Here is a 21409-nt window from a genome sequence, read left to right as displayed (position 1 = left end):
CACTCGTGTCCGCAACAACGGTCATGCCCGAAGTCCTGTCGGTCCAGCAGCTCAGACCGCACCCGAAGAATGTCCGCCGCCACGTGGAGCCCTCCGAGGAGCTCGTCGACTCGATCAAGGCCCACGGCGTGCTCCAGCCCCTCCTCGTCGTCCCTCACCCCGACCTTGAGGGCGACTTCCTGGTCATCGCCGGGCACCACCGCCTAGCCGCGGCCCGCCGCGCGGGCCTCCTCGAGGTGCCCTGCACCGTGAACACCTCGCTCACGGACCCGGCCGAGCAGCTCGCCGTGATGCTGGTCGAGAACCTCCAGCGCACCGACCTCACTGTGGGGGAGGAGGCGAAGGCCTATCAGCAGCTCCTCGAGTTTCCCGGCTGGACCGAGGCGAAGATCTCCAAGCGCACCGGTCGCGCGAAGGCCACGGTCCACGGCCGCGTGCAGCTCGCCCAGATGGGCGATCCCGCGATCAAGGCTGTCGAGGAGCGCCGCGCGACCCTCGACGACGTCCTCAAGCTTGCCGAGGCCGGCGTGCCCGAGGAGCAGCAGGCCGAGGCCCTCAGCGTTCGGGACGTGTCGTGGGAGATCAAGCGCGCGATCGGCTCCTGGGAGAAGGAGCAGGCCGCGCCGGCCCTGCGCGAGGAGCTCCGTGCTAAGGGCTTCCCCGTGATGGACCGCGAGGACGTTCCCGAGGGCAGGGGCAAGGTCTACCCGTACGAGTTCGAGGCCGGTGACGCCCGGATCCTCGAGCGCTACGACATCAGCGCCGTCGTCGTCGATGCGAAGTCCGGGTGGGCGCCGGAGTACTTCGGCAAGTACCGATCCGCCAGCAGCTCCGGCATGGCGGCCGCGGCCCCGCGCGAGCTCAGCGAGGCGGAGCAGGCCGACATGGAGCGCCGCAAGGAGCTCGAGGCCGGCCTCCGCATAGCGGCCCAGGTCCACGAGGAGCGGGTCCGCAAGACGATCCGCACCGAGCGGACCATCGAGAACGGCCGCGCCCGCGAGGCCATGACGAGGCTCTGCGCCGACCTCGTCAACGCCTATCAGCGCAAGACCCTCGCCCGATGGCTCGAGGTCAACCCTGACGACGACGAGGCAATCCAGAACGCGCTCGCCAAGCTCAACCTCGGCGGCCTCGTCCTGGTTTACTTCGCGGCCCAGCGCCTCAACGAGCGGACGATGGAGAGCCTCGAGGACCTCGACGAGTGGGACCAGAGCTACTACCTCAAGAACACCGTCGTCCCGGCCCTCTCGATCCTCGGCTCTGACCTCAGCGACGTCGAGCGCGAGGCGATCGACTACTGGAAGTCCCGCTCCTGCCACTCCTGCGGCGAACCCCTCGACGAGGACGGCCAGAGCGACTGCGACTGCGACTTCGACGACGAGGAGGCCGACGATGACGAAGAAGCGTAGCCCGAAGAGGCTCAGCGCCCACTTCGCGCAGCCCCGCTGCACCCCACCGTGGACAACGCCCATCGAATTCCTCGCCGTCTGCGCGGCCCATATCGGCGGGCAACTCGTGATGATCCTGGACAACAGCCTCATCGCATCACTGATCGGGACGGCCGTGGTCATCGTGACCGCGCTCGCCGTCATCGGGGCCCGCGTCCGGGCCGTCTCGCGGGCCCATGACTGCGGCGCCCAGGGACAGGCTGAGGTCCTCCTGAAGGACCTCAAGGACGCCGGCCTGAAGGTGAAGATCATCCGGGTCGACGAGAGCGGGGCGACGGAGCTGTGACGAAGCTTTCCAGCAGCCTCCCCAAGGAGGACACCGGCCGCAACGGGCTGACCGCCGTGAACCAGGACCTGATCGCGGCCCCAGGCGAGCCCGTCTACGTCGTGGCGAAGCTCGTGTGCTCGAAGGTCACGAAGGACATGTTCACCGGCGGCGAGGAGGCGACCGTGCTCGTCGAGCACGTCGAGGTCGCGGACGGTCTCGCTGCCGACACCGTGCGGCAGATCCTCGAGCGCGAGTTCGAGCGCCGCAACCCCCGCCCTGACCCGCTCCCCGGGACCGAGTCTCTGGGGCATGGCGTCACCGTGACGCGGGTCGACTTCGGCACTGGCGAAATCGGAGAAGACGATGACGACGACCTTGCCTGAGGCGCCTATCGATGTCCCCAGCCCCACAAGATCGAGGGAGCACGAGCGCCCGTTTACGGCCGGGCACCAGCGGAAGTGGCCTCGCGCCGGCGTCCGCCGCCGCGAGGATGGCGCATGGGGCCTCATGATCTGGGCCGAGCCCGACGTCTCCGTGGCATGGTACGCGAACGTCGCCTTCGCCGAGCGTGGGGACGCGATCGACCTCGGCGCGACCCTGGCCGGCGCCTACCGCTCTGGGGGCGTGGTGGAGGCCGTCTCATGAGCCGTCACCTCGCCGCCGCGCCCGCCTGGGTCGAGACGCCGCCCCGGAAGGGCCACGGCGGCGGCACGCCCTCTCGGGTTCAGGAGCGCATCGAGGACTTCGACTGGCTCCTCAGCACGGGGGAGGACCCCGTCCAGGCTGCCCTCCGCGCCGGATGGCCCAGTATCGACGCCGCCGAACAAGCTCTCCGCCGCGCCGGCGGCCACCCCCGGCTCCGCGACCTAAGACGCGCCCAATGGGCCGTTCGCCACCGTGACCGCAGGGCTGCGGCATGACGGCCGCCGTTGATGCGCCGACCGCGGCCGATCTCGAGGAGATCGTCGGGCCCCTCGAAGCGATCCCCTGCGAGCTCGATCATCCTGACTCACCACCGGAGGCCAGCGACTACCTCAGGATGACCTGCTGCGGCAATGGCGTCGGCCCCACGTGCGCCGAACACCGCGACTCGTACATCACCCGCTGGTCCAGGGCGTTCTTCATCAGGTGCCGGTTCTGCGAGGCCTGCGCCCCCGGCCGCCTCTGGCACCGCATCTGCCGCTTCGAGCCCATCCCCAAAGGATCCCGCCATGACCACTGACCCCCGAACCAACCTCCGCGAGCAGCCCGCACACCCCGAGCGCTGCCCCTCCTGCAACGGCGTCATCAACCCCCACACCGGAGAGTGCAGGTGCTCCGAATGACCCTCACCGACACCGAGCTCACAGACTGGCTCACCAAGCTCCGCAACGACGCCGCTGCAGCCAGCCGCGCCGCCGCCGTCGCCACCGGCGACGAGAACACCCGAAACATGCTCGCCAGCGCTGCCGACGTCGCCAAGCGCCGCGCCGAGTGGCTGCGCTCGCGGGCACTGCCCGCCGAGGCGTGCACCTGGTGCGACGCCGTCGGGGAGCCGTGCGCGACCTGCAAGGCGCGAGCGGGGGCCGTCAGTGTCGGTTGAGCAGCTCCTCGAGCTCCAGCTCGCCGCCGAGGCGGACGCCACAGAGGCCATGGCCGAGTGGGGCAGCACTCCGCCCGAGCAGGTCGAACGCATCACCGAGCTCGCGCAGCAGCACACTGAGGCGGCCGGCGCCGCCCGCTGGCTCGCCAGAAAGGTGGCCGCCCAGCGGGAAGAGATGAGCGCTCGCGCACTCGCCGAGGAGCGTTACCGCGCAGCCCGCCGCGAGGCCGAAGCGGGCCTACCGCCACTCGTCTCGCCAGACTGCCGGGACGGCAATCACCACAAGTGCTACGGGTCCGCATGGCACGACCAGGAGGATCGGCCCGTGAACTGCCAGTGCACATGCCACGCGAAGGAGACCCTGAACCATGCCTGAGCGCTACGCCAACGGCTATGCGACCCTCATCGCCCGGGCCGAACAGGAGGAGCGGGACGGCCAGGAGAGCGCCGCCGTCAACTGCAAGTGCACCTGCCACTCGAAGGAGACCCTTAACCATGGCTGACGCCAGCATCCCCGAGCACCTCGAAGGTCAGGTGTCCACCTCCTTCACACGTCAGTGCAGAACGTGCGGTCGCACCGTCCATGTCGTCCACACTGAGGCGCAGCCCCACAAGTGCCACCCGATCCCCGAGGCCGCCGTCGCCGCCGCGGCGGAAGCCATGTGGTGGGTTGACCACGCCGAGTGCGAGGACCGCTGTACGTGGGAGCGGCTCGTCAACGTCGAGCCGGAGCAGCACGAGGCGTACAGGAGCGAGGCGCGTGCCGTCCTTTGGGCAGCACTGCCGGCACTGGCAACTGAGTGGAAGGCCCGCGCCGAGCTGGCCGAGGAGGAAGCCCACGAGCAGGCCAAGCTCGTGGCTATCTGGTCTGACCGAGCCGAGAAGGCTGAGGCGAAGCTCGCCGAGGCCGAGAAGCAGGTTGTCACCGCCGAGGAGGAGCTCGACGCGCTCCCGGTCGGGTCCGTCGTGCTCTCGGGCGTCTACGACACCCCCGTGGTTGGCGGGATCGCGTTTCAGAAATGGGAAGACGGATGCTGGCACCGCGGACGCCGCACGGGAGACACCCACCCCGACAACTTCGTGCCCGCCACGGTGCTGCACAGGGGGCAAGGATGACCGAGGCCCAGGCCATCGGCCTCGTCGTGACGGCGGCGCCACTCGTCGCCGCCGTCGTGGTCCACACCTGGCTCACAATCCGGCGTGAGCGGAGGCGCCGCAGATGACCCAACCCGAACCGGACCCGTGGCAATGCGCCAGCTGCGGTACCACGTACGTCGTCTCTAGCCTCGCAAGGATCTGCGAGGCCAAGCACAGGAAGAACGAGGAGGACCAGGCGGATGCCATGGCTGAGGCAGAGCGACACGGCGGCGAACCACCCGATCGTGCTCGCAGCCCTCGAGATGGACGACGCCGATGACCGGATCCTCAACGAGCTCTTCGGCTTCGTGCTCCGCTGCGCCACGCAGTCCGCCGCCTATGAGACCGACTACGTCGTCACCGTCGGCACCGCCCGCGCGCTCGCGGGCGGCGTCGGCCGGTACCGGGCCCTCGCGGCCGCGGCTAAGCGCTGCGGCTACTGGACCGAGACAACGATCCTCGTCGACGGCGAGGAACGCCCAGCGTGGAAGCTGGTCGAGGACGAGGACCTCTTCCACATGATCCTCAAGGCCGAGCGGGCCTGGACGAACCAGCGGAAGAAGGACTCCCGCGACACGGACCTCACAGTCCCGGTCAGGCTCCGTGATGGCGACGCCTGCCGCTACTGCGGCAAGACGGTGTCGTGGAAGGACCGCAAGAGCGGCCGCTCGGCCACGTACGACCACACCCATCCCGGCGACGCCGCCACTCCAGAGACCTACGTGGTCTGCTGCCGAGAGTGCAACGGCCGCCGCCAGGAGGACCCCGAGAGCGTATGGAGGACGCTCCCCGCCCCCACCGAGCCGCTGTACGGCCCGGAGACCACCGACTTCCTCGCCAAGTACGGCGTCGACGTCGAGCCCACCTACACCAGATCAGAGACTCCCGCGCCGGCCAACGGTACGGGCAGCGGCGAGGCAACGGTTCCTCCGGCCTCGACCAGCGGCAACGGTTCCTCCGGCCGCGAGCTGTCCCCGGACCCGGACGCGGTCGAGCCCCCGACGGCAACGGTTCCTCCGGCCGCGGGGCGCGAGGCAACGGTTCCTCCGGCCTCGCGAGCGGCAACGGTTCCTCCGGCCGCCCGATCTGGTCAGGAATCTGGGTCCGATCTAGGACAGAGGTCTCCCGGTTCTGTCCGCGTCGGGACGGGACGGGAATGGATTGGATTGGAAGGGCCGGGTCTGGACGGGACGGGTCGGCACCCAGGTCCGCCAGCGTGGGCCTTGGATCCTCAGAGACGGTCACGCCCTGGCCGGAAGAGGAGGGGACGATGACCCAGATCAGGATCCCCAAGGGAATGCCCCTGCCTCCGAACTGGCAGTGGGCCAAGAGATACCCCGTGGTCGTCGATGGCAGGGTGCGCATGGTCCCGTACGAGCTGGCGCGCCGCGCTGTCCGCGTCTCGGGCTGGTGCATCACTGCCCACAGCGACGGGCCGGTCCAGGCCGAGGCAGGATCGTGGCTGTGCTGGCGCTGCCGGGATGATCTCAGCACTGCGCTCCTCGGGATCGAACGGGCGTGGCCAGCACTGCAGGATCTGCTGCACCCATCCCGCGCCGGCGGGGAAGTCGGGTCCAAGTCCGTCGACCCCGCCGTGCCCGTCGAGCTCGGCATCATCTCGGTCATCGCCAAGGTCGAGGCGGCGGTGAGCCCGCTCGCCGCGCAGCTCCTCGAGGACCGGCCTGACCTGCAGCTCAGCCGGGGCCAGGACGCGGGCCGGGTGGCCGGTGCGATCGGGCGCTGGCATCTGTCCTGGCTCACTGGGCACCCGAGCTCATCGCTGGTCGAGGCCACGCTCGAGGAAGTGTGGGAGGCGTGGAGCTCGATCCCGCGTGATGCAGGACAGCGCCGCCGAGACCTGCCGCCCGTGACCAGATGGATCGAGCACGCGAGGAGCCAGCATGCCTAGGCCGGCAGCATGGGTCGACGTCGAGTCGGTCAAGCTGCTCACCGGCTGGTCCGCCGGGTGGGTCCGGCAGGTGGCCAGGCGTGACGGGTGGAAGTCGATCGAAGGCAGCCGGCCCCGGCTGTACGCCATGGCTGATGTGCTCCGCTCGGCAGAGGGGCACAAGGCGCACGCCGTCGAGCGGCATCTGACCCGGAAGCATCTCGGCACGACACGCCGGGCAGGGCAGGGCCTGCACAGCACAGATGCTTGACAGGGTGTAACCTCAGGAACTGATGGTGGCGCAGTGTCACCAAGCAAGGGCTCGGCCAGATGGCCGGGCCCTTCGCTGTGCACCCGGAGCCCCCGAGTCGCGGCGGGGCGAGACCGCGGCGACGGGACGGCGCGGTCTGTGCACGAGGCCGCGCCGCCCCACAAACGATTCTCACAGGAGGCCCACCGTGTCTGAAGTCACCGCCAAGGTTCGCTGCTATGCCAAGACCGAGCTGCACGACGGCGCGCAGCGAGTGCAGTTCAACGCGGACTACGCCGACGAGCGGAACAAGGAGTGGTCGCACTACACGCCCGCCCTGGCTATCGACATGACGCTGAGCCCGGAGGCCGGCCACCTGTTCGAGCAGGGCAAGGCGTACACGCTCGCCTTCTCGCCGGAGGAGTAAGGCCTGCCCCGACTGTCCGAGTGGGATCCGAGGCGCGGCCGGCAGGGTCGGGAGTGGCGGCGCATCTGCAGCGAGATCCTCGTGCCCGGCGTCGCATGCGCGTGGTGTGACCTGGAGATTGACGTGACCCTGCCCGCCCGGCATCGCTGGTCCGGCACGGTCGACCACATCGTGAAGCTGGAGGACGGCGGCCACCCGACGGCGCGCTCGAACCTTCAGCCCATGCATCGCAGGTGCAACACGATCAAGGAGAACCAGACCAGGGCCGCACGACGCCGCGCGGCGGCCATGGCACCGGCCATGCAGCGCTCGCGGGACTGGGGCGACTGAGCAGAGTTTCCGCAGATCAGCGCGCACTTCGCTGGTTTTTGGAGAGGCCCCACCGGGCGACCCGCCCGAGGCGACCGTTTTTTCTCCCCCCGCATTTCCCGGGGTAGCGCCCTCGCGGCGTAGCGCGTTTTGATCTGCCCTCGTCTGCCCCGGATTCCCTTGTGTTTCCGCCGATCTTGCTGGGAATGGAGGTGGGATCGTGGCAGATGATTCTGGAGTTGAGAACGTCCCCTTCCTTCACGGGGAGTCCGGGCCGTCCACCACGGGATACCGCAAGGGCTGTCGATGCGGCGGGTGCCGGCGGAAGCACTCAGACAAGATGAAGGCGTACCGCCTCGCCAAGCGGCTGCGCGAGGCTGGAGACATCCCGCCCGAGCGTTTGGCGCCATTGGACTTCGAGCCGTCGTCGGCGGCCATCTCGTGGGACGCGCCCGCCGGGCCGATCGAGGAGACGCTCGCGCGCGAGCTCGAGTCGATGCAGTTCGCCGACCCGCCGTTCAAGGAGACCCTCATCGTGCTGGCCAAGTACGACGCGCGGGTGCTCGACCAGGCGCCCCGCCTCGAGCGGCTCGATCTGGTCAGCGGGATGCAGTCCCGGCTATTCAACGTCTTCGACCGGCTGCGCAAGGCGAACGCCCCGGCCAGCGCGGCCGACGGAGCGGAGGCGTTCCTGCAGTCGCTCGGGATGCCGGAGAGTGACTGACGTCCACAATCCGCCGCCGCGCTGGGGGACACCGCGGAACCCGGCCCGGCCGACGCTCGGTCCCGCGGTGGGCAAGGTCATGGCCGCGTTCGGAAACCCGAGGATGCCCTGGCAGCGGGACTTCCTCGACGTCGCCTGCGAGCTCGACCCAGCGACCGGCCTCTACTGGTACTCGAAGGTCATCCTGATCCTGCCGCGTCAGGGCGGGAAGACCTCGACGTCGCGGGGCAAGGTCGTCCATCGGGCTCTCACCACGCCCAACGGCCGCATCCTGTACACCGCCCAGGATCGGAACAAGGCGCGCAAGCGGCTCGAGGAGAACTTCGAGATCCCGATCAACTCGTCGCCTCTCAAGGCCTTCATGGGCCGCCCGACGTGGCAGAACGGAAACGAGGCTCTGCGGTGGAAGAACGGCGCGAAGCTCTCGATCGACGCCGTGTCCAAGAAGACCGGCCACGGCGACACGCTGCACGAGGCGCACCTGGACGAGTCCTACGCGCACAGGGACAACACCATCGAGGGCGGCATCGGCCCGACGATGGCGACTGTGCCAGGGGCGCAGCGCTGGGTCACCTCGGCGGCCGGGAACCTCGAGTCGGCCTACCTCCTCTCGCAGCGGAACATGGGCCGCGCGCTCGTCGAGTCCGGCCAGGAGTCGAGGACCCTCTACTGGGAGTTCAGCGCAGAGGAGGACGCGGACCCGCACGACCCGGCGACGGCGCTCGCCGCCCACCCCGCGATCACTCACACGATCAGCTTGGACTTCGTCATGAACGAGCTCCGCACCGACCCAGACCCGGCCGAAGTGCAGCGCGCCTACCTCGGCTGGTGGCCGGTCCCGAAGGGGCCGGAGCCGGTCATCCCGGTCGCGTCGTGGGAGGACTGCCACGTCCCGGACGAGGGCGAGTACTGGAAGGGCCAGCCCCTCTGGATCGTCGACGTCTCCCCAGACCGGCAGTGGTCCTCTGTCGGCATGGCGGGCGTTCCCATCGAACAGCGGCCCGGAGGCACCCGGTGCTTCCTCGAGCTGATCGATCACGAGGTCGGGACCGACTGGGTCGTGGACCGGGTCAAGCGGCTGCGCTCGCGGTTCGGCGGCGACGTCGTCGCGCTCGACGGCGGGGGCGGCGCGAAGAGCCTGACGACCGACCTCGAGGAGGCCGGCTTCGAGATCCTCAAGATGCCCTCGGCCGACCGGGCCGAGGCGTGCACGGGGTTCTACGACGACGTCCTGGCGCAGCGCCTCGCGATCGCAAAGCACACCTCGCTGAACAAGGCCCTCGGGGCCGCGAAGAAGATGCGCTCGGGGCCGTCATCCTGGGTGTTCACGAGCAGCACGGGAGAAGACATCTCGCCGATGTACCAGATGGTCGTCGGCCGGTGGGCCGTCGTGAAGCACGGCGACCGGCTGGCCGGGTTCGAGGAGACGCTCGGGTGAGAGGGGGACAGCTGATGCGCGCATGGGTCACGACGGCGCTCGACCTGGTCGGAGCCGGTCTGGTGGTCGCGGGGGTCGCCCTCCTCAGCGTGCCCGCGGCGTTCATCGTCGCGGGCGCTGCCCTCCTCGCGATCTCGTGGAGGTCGAGCCGATGAGCCTGTTCTTCCGGTCCTCCCGTGCCGGCGAGGAGCAGCGCGCCGACACGTGGGGCGCGTTCACCCGCGGCGAGCCGACGAGCTCGGGCGTCGTCGCCGCCCTGCGGGTCGCCCCCGTGTACTCGGCCGTGGGCCTGATCTCGGACTCGCTCGGCATGCTGCCCATGGCCGCGTACCGCGACCAGGGCGGGGTGAAGCGGAAGCTGGACATCCAGCCGAAGCTCGTCACGGCGCCGCACCACAATCCGGGCTTCACGAGGTTCGAGTGGCTGCAGCAGTACGCGGCGTCCTTCCTGCTCCGCGGCAACGCCTACGGGCTGATCACCGGAATCGACTCGGTCGGGACGCCGACGAACATCGCCTGGCTGAACCCCGACGCGATCGAGGTCAAGGACAAGGGCGGGATCCCGCACTACCGGCACAACGGCCAGGAGCTCGACCGGGCCACCATGGTGCACGTGCCGAACCAGGCGCCCCCGGGCGCCGTCGTCGGGCTGTCGCCGATCAGCCTCTTCCAGGCGCAGATCGAGACCGCCGGCTACGCGGCCCGCTACGGGCGCGACTGGTTCCGCCACGGGACCGCGCCCTCGGGGCACCTGAAGTACAAGCAGCGGGCCATCACCGAGGCGCAGGCCGAACGCGCACGCGCTCGGTTCAAGGCCTCGGTCGCGAACAACGACATCTTCGTCTCCGGCAGCGACTGGGAGTGGGAGCAGCTCGCGGTCAAGCCGCAGGAGGCGCAGTTCCTCGAGACCATCAAGGCGACCGCGACCACGATCGCCTCGATCTTCCACGTCGACCCCGAGGACATCGGCGGCGCCAGCGGCTCGTCGATGACGTACTCGACGCTCGAGCTGAACCAGATCAAGTTCCAGGTCCGGGCCCTCATGCCCCTCTTCACCCGGCTCGAGCTGCACCTGTCCCGGCTCCTGCCCGGCGGGCAGTACGTGAAGTTCAACGCCGACGCCATCGTCCGCACCGAGCTCAAGACCCGCATGGAGGCCCACGGCCTGGCGCTCGACAAGGGCGTCCGCACCAACGACGAGGTCCGCGCCCTCGAGGACCTCCCACCGCTCACGCCCGAGGAACGCAACCGCTGGCGCGCGGACTACGGCAAGAACCCCACCCCGGCACCGACAGGAGGCCCCAACGATGCGTGACATCGAGCAGCGCGCGACCCCGCGTCCGGTCGAGTTCCGGGCATCCCCCGACGGCGGCCCCGGCGTCCTCGCCGGGTACGCCGCCGTGTTCAACCGGTACAGCCAGAACCTCGGCGGCTTCGTCGAGCAGGTCGACCCCGGCGCGTTCACGAAGTCCCTCGCCGACGGCGTGCCCGTTGTGGCCCGCTTCAACCACGACGACAGCCTCCTGCTCGGCACCACCGAGGGAGAGACGCTCACGCTCGAGGTCGACGGCACGGGGCTGCGCTACGAGCTCCCGCTGCCGGACACCACCGCCGGCCGCGACGTCGCCGAGCTCGCCCGCCGCGGCGACCTCCGCTACTCGAGCTTCGCGTTCCGCACCCTCGCCGACGACTGGGACTTCACCAAGGAGGGATTCCCGCTGCGGACCCTCCTCGGCGTCCAGCTCGTCGACGTCGCCCCCGTGACGTCCCCCGCGTACCGGGACACCACGACCGGCCTGCGCTCGCTGGCCGAGCACCTCCACGTCGACCTCGACACGGTCAGGACGGCGGCGGAGAAGGACGAGCTGCGCTCGCTGCTCGCCCCCAAAGACACCGGCGCCCACGGCGGCGGTCATCAGGAGCGCGGCGAGGGGCAGGCAGACAGCCACCCCGCGCTGTCGCTCCGTCGGCGCTGGCTGGACCTCCAGACCGGCGTCTAGCTCCGAAACCGTGGGCAGGTAGCCAACCACCCGCATCCCGTCTCTGAGGGCCTCACAGGAAAGCTGTGCGGCTCTCGCCCATGTCCCCTGAAGGAGGGAATCAGCATGTCCAAGGCTCTTGCCCAGGCGCTCATCGAGCGCCGCAAGAACCTCGAGACCCAGGCGCGGGCGATCATCGACCGCGCCGAGTCCGAGAAGCGGGACCTCTCCGCTGAGGAGCAGTCCCAGTTCGACCAGATCAGCGCCGACATGACGGCGCTCCGGCAGCGCTCCGACCAGCTGGTCGAGTTCGAGGCCGAGTCCCGCGCCGCGGAGGAGGCCCTTCGCGGCGCCGGCCACCGCGACGGCCAGGGCGAGGAGCAGCGCGGCGGCGGCAAGTCCATCGCCCAGCAGTTCCAGGAGCTGCGCCACGGCCAGATCCGGGAGCTCGAGATGCGGGCCACGCCCGAGGAGTTCCGCGCCCTCTCCAAGGGCACGGCGACGGCGGGCGGCAACACCGTCCCGACTAGCTTCATCGGCCGCCTCTTCGAGCACCTGATCGAGACGGCGAACCTCATCAACGCCGGCGCCACCATCATCACGACCGACTCGGGCGAGAACCTCGAGTGGCCCGTCACGACGAGCCACGGCACCGCCGCGCAGGTCGCGGAGGGCGGCACGATCGGCGGCACCGATCCGGTCTTTGGGAAGCGCACGCTCGGCTCGTACAAGTACGGCGAGCTGATCCGGGTCCCGCGCGAGCTGCTCGAGGACACCGGCGTCGACCTCGAGGGCTACCTCGCCCGCATGGCCGGCCGCGCCCTCGGCAACGCCATCGGCGCGAAGCTCGTCACCGGCACCGGCACGGGCGAGCCCACCGGCCTGATGGCCTCGACCACGCTCGGCGTCACGTCGGGCACGGGCGTGGCCGGCGCGCCGACGTTCGACAACCTGATCGACCTGTTCTACAGCGTCATCGCGCCGTACCGGAACAGCCCGGCCGCCGGCTGGCTGTTCAAGGACTCGACGGCCGGGACGATCCGGAAGCTCAAGGACTCCTCCGGGCGCTACCTGTGGGAGGCCTCGACGGTCGCGGACCAGCCGGACCGCATCCTCTCCAAGCCGGTCTACACGGATCCTAACGTCGCGGCCACGGCCGTGAACGCGAAGTCGATCGCCTTCGGCGACCTCTCCGCGTACGTCGTCCGCCTGGTCAACGGCATCCGCTGGGAGCGCTCCGACCAGTTCGCCTTCGACACGGACACCGTCGTATTCCGGGCGATCCTCCGCGGCGACGGCGTCCTCGCGGACCAGACCGGCGCCGTGAAGCACTTCGTCGGCGCCGCGACCTGATTAGCAGCTGAAGACACGGCGGCGCGCCGGAGGACCCCTAGAGCCCCGGCGCGCCGCCGCTCCCAACCCCGCCACGACCTGGAAGGACAACGAGCATGGCACGCACCACGAAGCCCGCAGACGAGCCTCAGGCTCCCATCGAGAAGGCCGTCACGCCCGAGCCCCAGAAGGCCGTCGACCAGCCCGCCGAGGCCGCGTCTCCGGCGGCCGTCGAGACCCGCACGGTCGTCATGAAGGGCCGGATCTCCGGCACCCGCGACGGCGAGGACTGGCCCGCCCCGGGCGAGACCATCGAGCTCCCGGCGGACGAGGCCGAGGCTCTCATCCGCAATGGCATGGCCGCGCTCGAGGCCGCCACGGACGACGCGCCGCCGCCCGGCCTCCCGGGCGACGAGCAGCAGCAGACCGGCGGCAGCATCCGCGCCGCGGAGGCGGCTGACGACTGATGCCGTCCATCGACCTCGGCGCGAAGGCCACCGTGAAGTGGGCCACCGCGCCCAGCACGGGAACGTACGCGCTCGCGGTCACCCGCCCCGACGGGACGGCACTGAGCCCGGCCCCCACCGTCACCGGCTCGGGCGCCTCGGTACAGGCGGAGCTCGTCCCCACGATGGCCGGCCGGCACCTGCTGTCCTGGTCGGTCGCGGGCACGGCAGCGTACACGGACATCCTCGACGTCTGGCCCGCCGACCCGCGGTTCCTCGTCGGCCTCGATGACGCGCGGAACTCGCTCAACCTCACGGCGGCGCAGACCTCCCAGGACTCGGACCTGCGCCTGTACGTCGCTGCGGCGACGCCGGTCATCGAGGACATCACGGGCCCCATGCTCTCCGCGCAGCGCTCGTACACCGGCGCCGGCGGCCGCGGCGCCGTCGTCCTGCCAGACGACGCGACGGAAGTCGTGTCGGTCGCGGTCGAGGGCGTCACCCTCGCGCCGGACCTGTACTGGGAGGAGCACGGCGTTCTCTACGCCGGGTCGAGACTGTCCCCCTCGACGTTCTCGAGCGGCGGCGTGGCCGTCGTGTACAAGGTCGGCTCCGGAATCGTCCCGCCCAACGTGCAGCTCGCAACGCGCGAGCTCGTGCGCCACTGGTGGCAGCTCGGCCGCCAGGCAAACCGGGGCGCACCCTCGTTCGACCAGACCGGGGCCGAGTTCACGCCTTCGGGCTTCGCCGTCCCGCGCCGCGTGATCGAGCTCTGCGCCCCGCACGCCCGCCTCGGAGGGTTCGCCTGATGCCCGTCTCCACCACCACACACGACTTCAAGACGGCGTTCCATGCTGCCGTCGTCGCGCTGTACGCAGCGGCCGAGGGAACCCGGGCCGTGCACGTCGTCTTCGGCCAGCCCGGCACCCTCGACCCAGACGACATTGTCAGCGTCGGCCGGGTGTCCGTCGGCCAGGCGCCGGCGACCCTCGGTACGAACCGGTCGCGCGAGGAGACCCTGCAGCTCGACGTCCTCCTCTCCTGCTACCGCGGCGGGGGAGAGGAGGCCGAGCAGATCGCGCACGACCGCGCGTTCGAGCTGCTCGGCCTCATCGAGCGGCACGTGCGCATGACCGACCCCACCGTCGGGGGAACAGTCCGCGACTGCGCCCTCACGCAGATCGAGAGCGACGGCCGCACCCCGCCGGAGCTCATCGCCCAAGGCCGCGTCCTCGAGGTCACGGCCACGTTCACCGCGCACGCGCGGATCACCGGATAGGAGCAGCAATGCCCAAGATCAGGAACGTCTCCCCGCTCGGGGAACTCGACGTGCCGCTCCTCGGCGCGGTGGTCGAGCACGGCGCCGCCGTCGACGTCAGCAAAGAGCACGCAACCGTGCTCCTCGCCCAGGAGGCCAACTGGGAGCCGGCCGACAAGGCCGCGAAAGACATCCTCGCCGCGCTCGCGGGCGAGGGCGACGAGGAGCCCGCGCAGGACGCGGCGGAGGAAGGCGGTGATGGCCAGTGACCACGCAGCAGGACTGCAGCATCGGCCTCGCGAAGGAGACGACGTACGGCACCGGCGTCACGCCGACGGTTTTCCCGGAGTTCCTCACGGAGTCCCTCGCTTGGCAGCCGGAGTTCAAGCAGGGCGCTGGGCTGCGCGTCGGCTCGCGCTTCGCCCGCTCCGCCCGCCGCGTGCTCGGGAAGCAGCAGGCGGGCGGCGACATAGAGGTCGAGATGGTCTCCAAGGGCCTCTCCAAGATCCTCGAGGCGCTCTTCGGCACGGGGACCTCGACGCTAGTCGAGACTGGCGTCTACCAGCACCTGTTCACGCCCACCACCACGGACCCGCTGCCGTCGTACACGGTGCAGAAGGGCATCCCGACCATCGGAGGCGGGGCGACCCAGGCGCTGACCTTCCGCGGCGGCGTGTGCACATCGGGGGAGTTCTCGGCGTCGAACGGCGACATCGTCAAGCTCAAGACGACCTGGAATTTCAAGGACGTCGACACGGCCACCGCATACGCGGCGCCGTCGTACGCCGTCGCCCCGCAGCTGTTCAGCTTCGTCCACGGCGCGATCACCATCGGCGGGTCGGCGACCATGCCTACGGCCACCGCCCTCGCGACTGGCGGCGCGGTCGCAGCGAACATCGCCGACTTCAGCCTGTCCCTGGACAACAAGCCCGACGAGGGCGGCTTCACGCTCGGCGCCGGGGGCAAGCGCGGCCGCAAGCCCGTCGTCGGCATGGCCGAGGCCAAGGGCAAGATCACGGCCGAGTACACCGACAACACCCTCAGGGACGCCTTCCTGAACCAGACACCGCTCTCACTGGTGCTCACGTTCACGGGCCCGACCCTGATCGGGGCCACGAAGTACCCCGCACTCCAGATCGCGATCCCGGAGATCCGCCTCGAGGGCGAGCTGCCCAAGGCGAACGGCGGCGAGCTCGTGACGCAGTCGATCGACTTCGCGGTCCTCGACGGCAGCGTGGCCTCGTCCCCGCTGTACGCGGCGCTCGTCACGACTGACACCGCGATCTGATCGGCCATGGCTGACCCGACGACCGAGATCTCGGTCCGGATCGACCCGGGCAGCCTGCGCACCCTCGTCCAGGCGTCCCGGGCATGGGACAAGGCGGCCCGCCGCGGCCTGCGGGACAACCTGCGGGCCGCGGCCGAGCCTGGCGTCGCAGCCGTGCGCGCCGAGGTGTCGGGCCCGGCCCCTGCCCAGGAACGCGCCTCGGGCGCCCGGCAGCGGGACCGCAAGGTCATCCGCGGCGCGCTCGAGGCCGGCGTCTCCGTCTCTATCCGCACCGGCCGGGTCTCGAAGAAGACCGGCGACGTCACCGGCGAGGGCGTCCGCGTCGTCGCCCGCGGCACCCGCCTGCCCGAGGGCCACAAGGAGATGCTCTACCTCTACGGCCGGGCGGCGTTCCGCCATCCCGTGTTCGGGGACACCGAGACGTGGGTGACCCAGCGCGGCAAGCCATGGTTCTACCGCCCCATCGCACGCCAGCGCGCGGCCCTGCAGCGCGCCGTCGTGCAGACCATCGAAGAAGCAGCCCGGGAAATCGGAGGCACCACCGCATGAAGCTGATCGTCGGAGAACGCTCCTACGACCTCGAGGCAGGCATGCAGGGCACGTCCCTGCTGGACCTCATGGAGTTGCAGGCCAAGGCCGGGCTCGGCATGAAGGGCCTGCTCAAGGCCGCGGAGCGGATGAAGAAGGCGAAGAATCCTCTCGACTTCCTCGACGACTACGAGATGACCCGGGCCTTCGCCGGGATCATCTTCCTCGCCCGTCGCGCCGCCGGGGAGAAGACCACGTGGGAGGAGGCCGCTGGCACGCCGCTGAGCGCCTATCGGATCGAGGGCGACCCTGAGGCCCCGGAGGCGGATGCCGAGGACCCTACGCAAGCCCCGACGGCTTCCGCTCCGGCCGCCGGGAAGGGCAAGCCCAGGGAGACCTGAGCCGGCACGTCGAGGACGTGCGCCAGTCCGTCGTCGACAACATCGCGTTCCTCGCCAGGTTCTTCTCGGTCGACCCGGCCACCGTCATGCAGATCCGCTACGACGTCTGGCTGCGGCTGCTCGCGGCCGCGACGGAGCTCAGGGCGGAGCTCAAGAAGAGGGGGTGAGCCGGAGTGGCGCAGCTGTTCTTCGATATCTTCGGCCGTGACCAGGGCGTCGGCGACATGCTCGACGGTGTCTCCGGCAAGGCCAAGGGCATGGGTGGCGTCTTCGCGGGCGTGGCCGCCGCGGGCGCCGCTGTGGGCGCGGCCGTCATCGGCGGGGCGGCGGGGCTCTTCGCTGTCGGCGCCGTCTTCGACGACGTCGCCGACACGATCCGCGTCGGCACCGGAGCCTCGGGGGAGGCCCTCGACGGGCTCGTCGACGTCGCCAAGCAGGTCGGCACACAGGTCCCGGCCAGCTTCGACAAGATCGGCCCCGTCGTCGCCGACCTCAACACCCGCCTCGGCCTCTCTGGGGACACCCTGCAGACCGTCGCCTCGCAGTACCTCGAGGCCGGCCGAATCCTCGGCGAAGAGGTCGACATCAACGCGACCTCGGCCGCGTTCTCCGCCTTCGGCATCGAGGGCGAGGCCGTCTCCGGCGCCATGGACCAGCTCTTCCGGGTCGCCCAGGCCACCGGGCTGGGCATGAACGAGCTCGCCGGCATCGTCCAGTCCGCGGCCCCCGCCATGCAGAACCTCGGCTTCAGCTTCGACGAGACCGCCGCGCTCGCGGGCACCCTGGACAAGGCAGGCCTGAACACCGAGCAGGTCATGAACTCGATGTCCAAGGGCCTCGTGACGCTCGCGAAGGCGGGCGAGGAGCCGCAGGAGGCCTTCCGGCGCACCGTCACGGAGATACAAGGCTTCCTCCAGGCCGGGAACGATGCCGGCGCCCTTGACCTCGCGAGCAAGGTCTTCGGCACAAAGGGTGCGACTCAGTTTGTAGGGGCGCTGCAGGCCGGGAAGATCGACCTTGACAACCTCGCGGGCGCGGCTGGGACGACCTCGGACACGATCCTGGGCCTCGGGCAGGAGACCGCCGACGCCGCCGAGGCGTGGCAGCTCATCCAGAACAAGGGCCTCGCCGCCCTCGCGCCCCTGGGCGAGGCCGTGTTCAACCTCGCCGGGCAGGGCCTCGGCTGGGTGGCGTCCAACATGGACGTCGTCACGTCCAAGGTCCAGCCGCTCATGGACGGCGTCTCGGGAATCTTCGGGATCCTCACGAGCGGGGACTTCTCCGGCCCGATCTTCGGGCTCGAGGAGGACTCCGCCTTCGTCGACTTCCTGTTCAGCATCCGCGAGAGCTTCCAGGGGATCCTGCCCGTCGTGCAGGAGCTGTTCGCCCAGCTCGGGCCGGCGTTCGGGCAGATCATCCCCATGGCCCTGCAGCTGTGGCAGGCGATCTCGCCGCTCGGGCTCATCTTCCAGATCATCGGCCCGCTCGTGCCGATGCTCGCCGCGGCATTCGCCACGCTCGTGCCGGTGATCGGTGGGCTTGTGGGGCAGATCGTCCCGCTCGTCACGCAGCTGACGGGTGCCCTCGTGCCCATCATCGTGCAGCTCGTCGCGGCGGTCCTGCCGCCCGTGGTCGCGGTGTTCGCGCAGCTCGTCGCCGCGGTCGGGCCCTTCGTGACCATGATCGCCGGCCTGCTCATCCCCATCGTGCAGGCCCTGCTGCCGGTCATCACGACGGTCTTCACGGCCGTCGCGTCGATCGTGCAGGCGGCCATGGGCATCGTGCAGGGGATCATCCAGGTCGTCACGGGCATCATCTCCGGCAACTGGTCCATGGTCTGGGAGGGCATCCAGAACGTCTTCGCCGGGATCTGGAACACCATCGGGGCCATCCTGTCCGGGGCGTGGTCGGTGATCCAGTCGCTCATCTCGGCCGGTCTCGGGATCATCCGCGGCCTCTGGGAAGGCGCCTGGAACGGCATCACCGGGTTCTTCAGCGGGATCTGGGACGGCCTCTCGCGCGCCGTCTCCAGTGGCCTCGACGGGATCTTCGGGTTCTTCCGCGACCTGCCGGGCAAGATCGGTGGCTTCTTCGCCGGCGCCGGGCAGTGGCTGTGGAATGCCGGCGTGGACCTTGTCAACGGCCTCCTGAACGGCGTCCGCTCCCTCGCGGGGACGATCGGGAACTTCTTCCTCGACCTCATGCCCGAGTGGATCCGGGGCCCGTTCAAGGCCGCGCTCGGTATCGCATCCCCGTCGCGCGAGTTCATGGGCTACGGCCGCAACATCGGCGAGGGCGTCCTGCTCGGCGTCGGCCAGATGGCCGGCCGCATCCAGGACACCATGGGCTCGCTCGTGCAGGTCCCGGACCTTCCGGCCATAGGCGGTCCTGCGCTCGCGGGCGTTGGCGGCGGCGGCCAGGGTGGCGGCTCAATCGCCGGGGAGCTGGCCGAGATCAAGGAGCTCCTGCGCTCCCAGCGGCCGATCGAGGTCCGCCCCGCGCCCGGCATGTCTGAGGAAGCCGTGGGGCGGATGACGGCTGAGCAGCTGATGTGGAGGGGAGGCCTCAGGTGACTGCGGCTCGAACGGTGACCGTGGAAGGCCTCTCGTGGGGCACCGAGGGCGCCCCCAGCGCGGACGGCTTCACGGGTTGGCTGAACGACCTCAAGGGCTGGGAATCGGGCCCCGGCGTGCGTCGCGACCGGGCCCCGCGCATGTGGGCGCATGGCGAGTTCGGGGAGCGCGGCTGGCGGGACGCCCGGCTCCTGACCCTCGAGGGGGACCTGATCGCCACCTCGCTCATCGGCGCGCAGGCGGCTGCGGACAGCTTCGCCGCGGTCCTCGCCGACGGCGAAGCCGGGACCCTCACCGTGGTCGACGCTGCGGCGCCGACGAAGACGGCCGAGGTGTACCTCGCGTCGGAGCCGAAGATCGAGCCGATCAATGACCTGTCGTACGCGGTGCAGCTGCAGCTCCTCGCGCCGGACCCCAGGAAGTACGGGGCGGCACAGACGGGGACCACGGCGCCGCCGACCGCGGGCGGCGGGCTGGCGTTCCCGCTCTTCTCGCCGGCGCCCCCGGGAGTGCTGGACTTCGGGGCGGCGGGGACGCCAGGGACCGTGACTCTGCAGAACATGGGCACCGCCGACACGGCGCCGAAGTTCTCCGTCACGGCCGCGTCCGCGCCCTCGGGCTTCTCGATCCGCGAGGTCGCCTCCGGGCGCCGGCTCGTGTACTCGGGCGCCGTCGCTCCGGGCCAGACCATCGTCCTCGACGCCCGCGACGGATCCGTGCTCCTGGACGGCTACGCCGATCGCTCGGCACAGCTGACGGTGCGTGAGTGGACCCGGCTCGCGGCGAAGTCCTCGGGGACGTGGCTCTTCGAAGCCGTCGGCGCGTCGGCGGCTCAGCTGACTGTGGAGGTGAAGCCGGCGTGGTGGTAGATCCCGGGTTCCGGCTCTTCGTGGGCGACCTCGTCACGGGCCGGATCACCGCGGACCTCCCTGCCGCGTCCTGCAAGTGGGGCATGCGCCTGAACGGCCCCGGCCTCGTGGATACCTCGACACGCCCCCGCGCTCGTGAGCTCGCGACCATGGACGTCAGCGCCGCCACAGCACCCCTCAAGCAGTACCTCGCCGTCGCCTTCGAGGACCGCATCCTCGAGGCTGGCCCGATCTGGAAGCGGAAGTGGTCGGCCCGCTCTGGCGAGCTCACCGTCTCCGCTGCAGGGCTCTGGTCTCTGCTGGACCGGGTCAAGATCCTCTCCTGGGGGGCCATCAACGCCGGCACCCCAACGACCCGAACGTCCGTCGACGTCACCGGCCGGTCTCTCGGATCGATCGCGCGCGAGATGTACAGGATCGCCATCAACCTCAACCCCGGGAACCCCGGCCTGCCCGTGGCCCTCCCGGCCGACGTCGCAGGCGCCCACGAGCGGCACGTGAAGGGCTACGAGCTCCAGTGGCTCGGCGAGTACCTCAAGAAGCTCACCGAGGTCGACGGCGGCCCAGACATCGACTTCCGGCCCCGCTTCACCGCCGACCGGCGCGGGATCGAGTGGGCCATGGTCACAGGGTCCGACGCGAACCCGCTGCTCTGCCAGGCTGGGCAGGACTGGATCTGGGACGGCACGGTCGAGGGCTCCGGCGTTGCCGAGCTCGACGTGGACGAAGACGCTACCGGCATGGCCGCCCGGGTCTGGCAGCCCGGCGAAGGGTCCGAGCTAGACATGCGGCTCGCCACCGCTGTCGACACGACCCTCATCACGCAGGCCGGATATCCCTGGACCGAGGCAGACCGGGCATCCAAGGACGTCGACGACCTGGGCCTCCTGAACGACTACGCGCTCGCGGGCCTTGCGGCGGCCCGGCGTCCGGTGGAGACGTGGGGACTGACCGTCAGGGCCGATTCGAGCCCACGTCTCGGGGAGTACCGGCCCGGCGATTTCGCCGTGATCCACACGCCCGGAGGGCATCCCCTCGTGGGGGAGGGCGAGCACCGTGTGCGGCTGATGGCGGTCGACGGCGACGGGACCCTCGGCGTGAAGCTCACCCCCGCGCCGCTGCCAGGGCAGCTCGGCCAGACCGCCCGAGGCGACTCCCGGACGGAGTACGCGCCGGCCACGGCCGTCTTCCCCTCAGAGGACCTGTACCCGTCCTCGTCCATATATCCGGGCATCTCAACCGTCCGCATCGATCTCTGAACGGA

The 21409-nt window shown here is 70.3% G+C and carries 32 protein-coding genes; all 32 read left to right on the top strand.

Going from position 1 to position 21409, the window contains the following annotated elements:
- The first annotated feature begins 5 nt into the window (after positions 1-5).
- The 32 genes from ACUYMY_RS10850 (at position 6) to ACUYMY_RS10695 (ending at position 21404) form a co-directional block, all read left to right on the top strand.
- Positions 6-1409: a ParB/RepB/Spo0J family partition protein gene (locus tag ACUYMY_RS10850; RefSeq protein WP_481703569.1), complete on the top strand. Its 1404-nt coding sequence runs from the start codon at positions 6-8 to the stop codon at positions 1407-1409.
- Positions 1393-1734: a hypothetical protein gene (locus ACUYMY_RS10845; RefSeq protein WP_481703568.1), complete on the top strand. Its 342-nt coding sequence runs from the start codon at positions 1393-1395 to the stop codon at positions 1732-1734. The genes ACUYMY_RS10850 and ACUYMY_RS10845 overlap by 17 nt, the downstream gene beginning before the upstream one ends.
- On the top strand, positions 1731-2099 hold the full coding sequence (locus ACUYMY_RS10840; protein WP_481703567.1) for a hypothetical protein: 369 nt from the start codon (positions 1731-1733) through the stop codon (positions 2097-2099). The genes ACUYMY_RS10845 and ACUYMY_RS10840 overlap by 4 nt, the downstream gene beginning before the upstream one ends.
- A gap of 124 nt (positions 2100-2223) precedes the next feature.
- Positions 2224-2361, top strand: coding sequence for a hypothetical protein (locus tag ACUYMY_RS10835; RefSeq protein ID WP_481703566.1), 138 nt, complete (start codon positions 2224-2226; stop codon positions 2359-2361).
- Positions 2358-2636 (top strand): hypothetical protein, encoded by a 279-nt coding sequence (locus ACUYMY_RS10830; protein WP_481703565.1) that lies wholly within the window; start codon positions 2358-2360, stop codon positions 2634-2636. The genes ACUYMY_RS10835 and ACUYMY_RS10830 overlap by 4 nt, the downstream gene beginning before the upstream one ends.
- Positions 2633-2938 carry a hypothetical protein gene (locus ACUYMY_RS10825; RefSeq protein ID WP_481703564.1) on the top strand — a complete coding sequence of 102 codons (306 nt, stop codon included), beginning with the start codon at positions 2633-2635 and terminating at the stop codon, positions 2936-2938. Before ACUYMY_RS10830 ends, ACUYMY_RS10825 begins: the two co-directional genes overlap by 4 nt.
- A 99-nt stretch (positions 2939-3037) precedes the next feature.
- A complete protein-coding gene (locus tag ACUYMY_RS10820; RefSeq protein ID WP_481703563.1) occupies positions 3038-3298 on the top strand; it encodes a hypothetical protein in 261 nt (86 codons plus the stop codon).
- Positions 3288-3674, top strand: coding sequence for a hypothetical protein (locus ACUYMY_RS10815; protein ID WP_481703562.1), 387 nt, complete (start codon positions 3288-3290; stop codon positions 3672-3674). Before ACUYMY_RS10820 ends, ACUYMY_RS10815 begins: the two co-directional genes overlap by 11 nt.
- Positions 3667-3801 (top strand): hypothetical protein, encoded by a 135-nt coding sequence (locus ACUYMY_RS10810; RefSeq protein WP_481703561.1) that lies wholly within the window; start codon positions 3667-3669, stop codon positions 3799-3801. Before ACUYMY_RS10815 ends, ACUYMY_RS10810 begins: the two co-directional genes overlap by 8 nt.
- On the top strand, positions 3794-4414 hold the full coding sequence (locus ACUYMY_RS10805; RefSeq protein WP_481703560.1) for a hypothetical protein: 621 nt from the start codon (positions 3794-3796) through the stop codon (positions 4412-4414). The genes ACUYMY_RS10810 and ACUYMY_RS10805 overlap by 8 nt, the downstream gene beginning before the upstream one ends.
- Before the next feature lie 221 nt (positions 4415-4635).
- Positions 4636-5709 carry an HNH endonuclease gene (locus ACUYMY_RS10800; protein ID WP_481703559.1) on the top strand — a complete coding sequence of 358 codons (1074 nt, stop codon included), beginning with the start codon at positions 4636-4638 and terminating at the stop codon, positions 5707-5709.
- Entirely contained in the window at positions 5706-6344 is a 639-nt protein-coding gene (locus ACUYMY_RS10795) for a hypothetical protein (RefSeq protein WP_481703558.1), read from the top strand. Before ACUYMY_RS10800 ends, ACUYMY_RS10795 begins: the two co-directional genes overlap by 4 nt.
- On the top strand, positions 6337-6594 hold the full coding sequence (locus tag ACUYMY_RS10790) for a hypothetical protein (RefSeq protein WP_481703557.1): 258 nt from the start codon (positions 6337-6339) through the stop codon (positions 6592-6594). The genes ACUYMY_RS10795 and ACUYMY_RS10790 overlap by 8 nt, the downstream gene beginning before the upstream one ends.
- 187 nt (positions 6595-6781) lie before the next feature.
- Positions 6782-7000 (top strand): hypothetical protein, encoded by a 219-nt coding sequence (locus tag ACUYMY_RS10785; RefSeq protein ID WP_481703556.1) that lies wholly within the window; start codon positions 6782-6784, stop codon positions 6998-7000.
- 123 nt (positions 7001-7123) lie between these two features.
- Positions 7124-7330 (top strand): HNH endonuclease, encoded by a 207-nt coding sequence (locus ACUYMY_RS10780; protein ID WP_481703555.1) that lies wholly within the window; start codon positions 7124-7126, stop codon positions 7328-7330.
- Positions 7331-7649: 319 nt separating this feature from the next.
- Positions 7650-8033 (top strand): hypothetical protein, encoded by a 384-nt coding sequence (locus ACUYMY_RS10775; protein ID WP_481703554.1) that lies wholly within the window; start codon positions 7650-7652, stop codon positions 8031-8033.
- Positions 8026-9471: a hypothetical protein gene (locus ACUYMY_RS10770; RefSeq protein ID WP_481703553.1), complete on the top strand. Its 1446-nt coding sequence runs from the start codon at positions 8026-8028 to the stop codon at positions 9469-9471. The genes ACUYMY_RS10775 and ACUYMY_RS10770 overlap by 8 nt, the downstream gene beginning before the upstream one ends.
- Positions 9472-9485: 14 nt before the next feature.
- Complete coding sequence (locus ACUYMY_RS10765) at positions 9486-9626, top strand: hypothetical protein (RefSeq protein WP_481703552.1); 141 nt, start codon at positions 9486-9488, stop codon at positions 9624-9626.
- The gene (locus ACUYMY_RS10760) at positions 9623-10786 is read left to right on the top strand and encodes a phage portal protein (RefSeq protein WP_481703551.1); all 1164 of its coding nucleotides are present in this window, start codon (positions 9623-9625) and stop codon (positions 10784-10786) included. The genes ACUYMY_RS10765 and ACUYMY_RS10760 overlap by 4 nt, the downstream gene beginning before the upstream one ends.
- Entirely contained in the window at positions 10779-11471 is a 693-nt protein-coding gene (locus tag ACUYMY_RS10755) for an HK97 family phage prohead protease (RefSeq protein ID WP_481703550.1), read from the top strand. The genes ACUYMY_RS10760 and ACUYMY_RS10755 overlap by 8 nt, the downstream gene beginning before the upstream one ends.
- Positions 11472-11576: 105 nt before the next feature.
- Positions 11577-12803, top strand: a complete 1227-nt coding sequence (locus tag ACUYMY_RS10750; RefSeq protein ID WP_481703549.1) for a phage major capsid protein — start codon at positions 11577-11579, stop codon at positions 12801-12803.
- A gap of 95 nt (positions 12804-12898) precedes the next feature.
- Positions 12899-13249 (top strand): hypothetical protein, encoded by a 351-nt coding sequence (locus tag ACUYMY_RS10745; RefSeq protein ID WP_481703548.1) that lies wholly within the window; start codon positions 12899-12901, stop codon positions 13247-13249.
- Complete coding sequence (locus ACUYMY_RS10740) at positions 13249-14037, top strand: hypothetical protein (RefSeq protein WP_481703547.1); 789 nt, start codon at positions 13249-13251, stop codon at positions 14035-14037. The genes ACUYMY_RS10745 and ACUYMY_RS10740 overlap by 1 nt, the downstream gene beginning before the upstream one ends.
- Entirely contained in the window at positions 14037-14507 is a 471-nt protein-coding gene (locus ACUYMY_RS10735) for a hypothetical protein (protein WP_481703546.1), read from the top strand. The genes ACUYMY_RS10740 and ACUYMY_RS10735 overlap by 1 nt, the downstream gene beginning before the upstream one ends.
- Before the next feature lie 8 nt (positions 14508-14515).
- Positions 14516-14755, top strand: a complete 240-nt coding sequence (locus ACUYMY_RS10730) for a hypothetical protein (RefSeq protein ID WP_481703545.1) — start codon at positions 14516-14518, stop codon at positions 14753-14755.
- Complete coding sequence (locus ACUYMY_RS10725) at positions 14752-15774, top strand: phage tail tube protein (protein WP_481703544.1); 1023 nt, start codon at positions 14752-14754, stop codon at positions 15772-15774. Before ACUYMY_RS10730 ends, ACUYMY_RS10725 begins: the two co-directional genes overlap by 4 nt.
- Before the next feature lie 6 nt (positions 15775-15780).
- Complete coding sequence (locus ACUYMY_RS10720; protein ID WP_481703543.1) at positions 15781-16323, top strand: hypothetical protein; 543 nt, start codon at positions 15781-15783, stop codon at positions 16321-16323.
- Positions 16320-16703 (top strand): hypothetical protein, encoded by a 384-nt coding sequence (locus ACUYMY_RS10715; protein WP_481703542.1) that lies wholly within the window; start codon positions 16320-16322, stop codon positions 16701-16703. Before ACUYMY_RS10720 ends, ACUYMY_RS10715 begins: the two co-directional genes overlap by 4 nt.
- Before the next feature lie 17 nt (positions 16704-16720).
- Entirely contained in the window at positions 16721-16870 is a 150-nt protein-coding gene (locus tag ACUYMY_RS10710; protein WP_481703541.1) for a hypothetical protein, read from the top strand.
- Between the two features lie 6 nt (positions 16871-16876).
- Entirely contained in the window at positions 16877-19276 is a 2400-nt protein-coding gene (locus tag ACUYMY_RS10705; protein ID WP_481703540.1) for a phage tail tape measure protein, read from the top strand.
- Positions 19273-20145: a phage distal tail protein gene (locus ACUYMY_RS10700; RefSeq protein WP_481703539.1), complete on the top strand. Its 873-nt coding sequence runs from the start codon at positions 19273-19275 to the stop codon at positions 20143-20145. Before ACUYMY_RS10705 ends, ACUYMY_RS10700 begins: the two co-directional genes overlap by 4 nt.
- Complete coding sequence (locus ACUYMY_RS10695; protein ID WP_481703538.1) at positions 20136-21404, top strand: hypothetical protein; 1269 nt, start codon at positions 20136-20138, stop codon at positions 21402-21404. The genes ACUYMY_RS10700 and ACUYMY_RS10695 overlap by 10 nt, the downstream gene beginning before the upstream one ends.
- Positions 21405-21409 lie beyond the last annotated feature (5 nt).

The organism is Sinomonas sp. T428B (genome assembly GCF_056780155.1).
Note: the sequence above shows the minus strand (reverse complement) of the source record. Positions and strands in the feature narration are given on the sequence as shown.